This window comes from Saccharopolyspora sp. (assembly GCF_017434145.1).
GTDB classification, from domain to species: domain Bacteria; phylum Actinomycetota; class Actinomycetes; order Mycobacteriales; family Pseudonocardiaceae; genus Saccharopolyspora_C; species Saccharopolyspora_C galaxeae.
The window spans coordinates 1-2,042 of the sequence record NZ_JAFRFW010000750.1 but is presented as its reverse complement, the minus strand read 5'-3'; the positions used below and the strand labels follow the sequence as shown (position 1 = coordinate 2,042).

The 2,042-nt window shown below is 69.0% G+C and carries 1 protein-coding gene; it reads left to right on the top strand.

Annotated elements, in window-relative coordinates; genetic code table 11:
• The coding region (locus tag IJH84_RS20385) for a penicillin acylase family protein (protein ID WP_295147656.1) at nt 1-1,935 on the top strand (1,935 nt) is incomplete at its 5' end.
• Between the last annotated feature and the right edge of the window lie 107 nt (nt 1,936-2,042).

Sequence of the window (2,042 nt, the reverse complement as noted above, 5' to 3'; positions counted from 1 at the left end):
GTGTGGCGCACCTTCCGCGCGGAGAACGACCCGGAAGCCATCTCGACCGTCCACAACGGACAGCAGTTCCCGTATGCGACGACGCCGGAGGATCCGCGCGGCGAAGCGCTGCCGGACCCGGGCTCGGTGACTCCGCAGCAACAGGTCTTCGACCCGACCGGATCGGCCAACGATCCGGACAGCGGGGCCGACAAGCCGAAGTCCCGCCAGCACCCGCTGCCTTCGGACATCGATCCGGTGGAGTCGCTGCGCGGCATCTTCGACGACGGCGTGGTGCCCGCGGACATGGCCGAACCGCGCGGCATGTCCAACGCGCTGGCCGTTTCCGGCGCGCACACCGAAAGCGGCAACCCGGTGGCCGTTTTCGGGCCGCAGACCGGGTATTTCGCCCCGCAGCTGCTGACCTTGCAGGAGCTGCAGGGACCGGGGATCTCCTCGAAGGGCGCGTCGTTCGCGGGCCTGAGCTTCTACACGCTGCTCGGCCGCGGCCAGGACTACTCGTGGAGCGCGACGACCGCGGCGCAGGACATGATCGACACCTACGCCGTCGAGCTGTGCGAACCGGACGGGCGGCCGGTGACCAAGGACTCCGGCCACTACCTGTTCCGCGGCGAGTGCCTGCCGATGGAGCAGGTCGAGCGGCGCAACTCCTGGGAACCGAACCTCGGCGACGACACCTCGGAAGGCTCCTACCGGCTGGTATCGCTGCGCACGCGCTACGGGCCGGTGACGCATCGCGCCACGATCGACGGCAAACCGGTCGCCTACACCACCGCGCGCTCCACGTTCAAGCACGAGGTGGACTCCATCATCGGGTTCCAGAAGTTCAACGATCCCAACGTGATCACCTCGCCGCAGGCGTTCCAGCGGGCCGCGCAGGACGTGAACTACACGTTCAACTGGTTCTACGCCGACGCCGCGCACACCGCCTACTTCAACTCGGGCGACAACCCGCAGCGTCCGTCCGATGTGGACTCGAACATGCCGGTGCGGTCGGGGTTCGACTGGCGCGGCTGGAATCCGGACACCAACACCGCGGATTACACGCCGCCCGAGCAGCATCCGCAGGTCGTCGATCAGGACTACCTGATCAGCTGGAACAACAAGCAAGCGCCCGGAACCGCCGGTGCGCTGCCGAACATGGGCGCGGTGCAGCGCGGCGACCTGCTCGACTCGCGGGTGCGGGACCTGGTCGAGCGAGGTGACGTCGATCGCGCCGACCTCACCAAGGCCATGGAGGACGCGGCGCTGACCGACCTCAAGGCCGAGCGCGTGCTGCCGGATCTGCTGCGAGTGCTTGAATCCGCGCCGGTCAACGACCCGGGCACGGCCCAGCGGATCGAGTCGCTGCGCGCCTGGCTCGCCGACGGCGGCAAGCGCACCGAAACCGAACCGGGCAGCCACGAGTACGAGCACGCCGAAGCGATCAAGCTCATGGACGCGTGGTGGCCGCTGCTGACGCGGGGGATCTTCGAACCCGCGGTCGGGCCGGACGCGTTCCGGGCGCTCACCGAGGCCGAGCAGATCAACGAGTCGCCTTCCGGTTGGCAGAACGCCCAGCCGGGCGAGCACGTCGGGCAGGAGCACCAGGGCTCGGCGTTCCTGGACGGCTGGTACGGGCAGGTGTCGAAGAACATCCGCGGCGCGCTCGGCGAACCCGTGCCTGGCGGGTTCCCCGAGGTCAACGGCAAGCAGACGTTGTGCGGTGGCGGGGATCTCGGCGAATGCCGGCAGACGTTGCTGGACACGCTCGCCGCGGCCGAGGCCGAACCGCCCGAGCAGACCTACCCCGGCGACGGCGACTGCGAACCCGGCGACCAGTGGTGCGCCGACTCGCTGATCCACCACAAGATCGGCGGCATCGCGCAGGACAAGGCCACTTGGCAGAACCGCCCCACCTACCCGCAGGTCGTCGAATTCCCCGCGCAGCGCTGAGGATTCTGTTCGCGAGCAGCAACGCGGCGGTGCCGGTGGCGGAGCCGCACCGAACCCGGCCCGCTCCGAGTGAACGGACCGCTGGTCCCACTAGATTGGTCGAACAG